The organism is Tannerella forsythia, assembly GCF_003860135.1.
Taxonomy (GTDB): Bacteria; Bacteroidota; Bacteroidia; order Bacteroidales; family Tannerellaceae; genus Tannerella; species Tannerella forsythia_A.
The window spans coordinates 1-1,144 of record NZ_RQYN01000128.1 but is presented as its reverse complement, the minus strand read 5'-3'; the positions used below and the strand labels follow the sequence as shown (position 1 = coordinate 1,144).

Below are 1,144 nucleotides of genomic sequence, written 5' to 3'. Positions count from 1 at the left end.
AACTTTATGGATATGGTATACTACATAAACGGAGGAAGGAATTTCCATTACCCACTCAAATCAACATAGAGCCTATTTTATTTTCTTCGAGAAGAACTGATATGATGGACTCCGGCATCGTGATGATGTCGTTGGATGGAAGCAATCAGAAAGTCCTCTTTCGCTCAGGGAACTATCCCGTTGTCTGTAAGTAATAAAACATCTTTGTTGCCGACGATAAGACAAAGAATGTTAGAGAGAATCAATGCAACAAAAGACGCAATGTTTTTTTGAAGCTGAAATCTACCAAACAGGCATCAATGGATGCATAGATGTTCCGACCGAAATAACGGAAAAGATGGTAACGGAAAAAGGACGTATTAAGATCAAGGGAAAAATAAACGGTTTTGCTTTTCAGACAACGTTGATGCCTGTAAAAAACGCGAATCACTGACTTTTTGTTAATCAGTCTATGATGAGAGGAGGAAAAACAGCGTTGGAAGAACGTGCAAAATTTGAAATCGAGCAAGATACCGAACACGCTGTCGGTACCCTGCTTTTGCTGATAGGACCAACGGGGTGTAAAAAAGATGTTATTGCTCCTGAAGTGACTGTAGAAAAAGAGTTGAAAAATGAAAATTCAATCTCTTCCGGTCATTCAAATTCTCCTGAAGTAACCATAATAAAAAACTGTCCAAAATAACCGCGATAGGTAACCATAAAGAATCGAAGTTATCCGGCCAGAGAAAGATTAAAAGAGAAAAGCCACATGTCAGAGAATTGAAGTATCTGGCTTCGGAGAACGAATCGGGCACCACGTCGATCTATCAGGACATGAAGCAGCATTATCAGCGTGGCGGCGCACCGCAGCCGGAAGAATCCGAGACTCCGGCCCCGGAACCTGCAACGAACTGATAATATGCTCAAAAAGTATTTGCGAGGTCGTCGGTGAGTAGTTCCAAGCTTGTCGGCAGGTAGTTCGGAAATACTTAACGGGTAGTTCGGAACTTGTCGGCGGGTAGTTCCATGACCACCCGATGGGTAGCTCAGAGGCACCCGTCGGGTGGTTCTTTTTTGCCCGATGGGTAGCTCCGAACGTGTCGGCGAGTGATTCCGGAATACTCACCGTTGACCTCGGAACTACTCCGGGTACGTTCCCGAACTA

Annotated in this window: 2 protein-coding genes; both read left to right on the top strand. The window is 44.1% G+C overall.

From position 1 onward, the window contains the following. The first annotated feature begins 244 nt into the window (after nucleotides 1–244). Nucleotides 245–433 carry a DUF1905 domain-containing protein gene (locus EII41_RS14850; protein ID WP_124791004.1) on the top strand — a complete coding sequence of 63 codons (189 nt, stop codon included), beginning with the start codon at nucleotides 245–247 and terminating at the stop codon, nucleotides 431–433. Nucleotides 434–451: 18 nt separating this feature from the next. Beyond that, on the top strand, nucleotides 452–682 hold the full coding sequence (locus tag EII41_RS13590) for a hypothetical protein (protein ID WP_124791003.1): 231 nt from the start codon (nucleotides 452–454) through the stop codon (nucleotides 680–682). The last annotated feature ends 462 nt before the right edge of the window (nucleotides 683–1,144 follow it).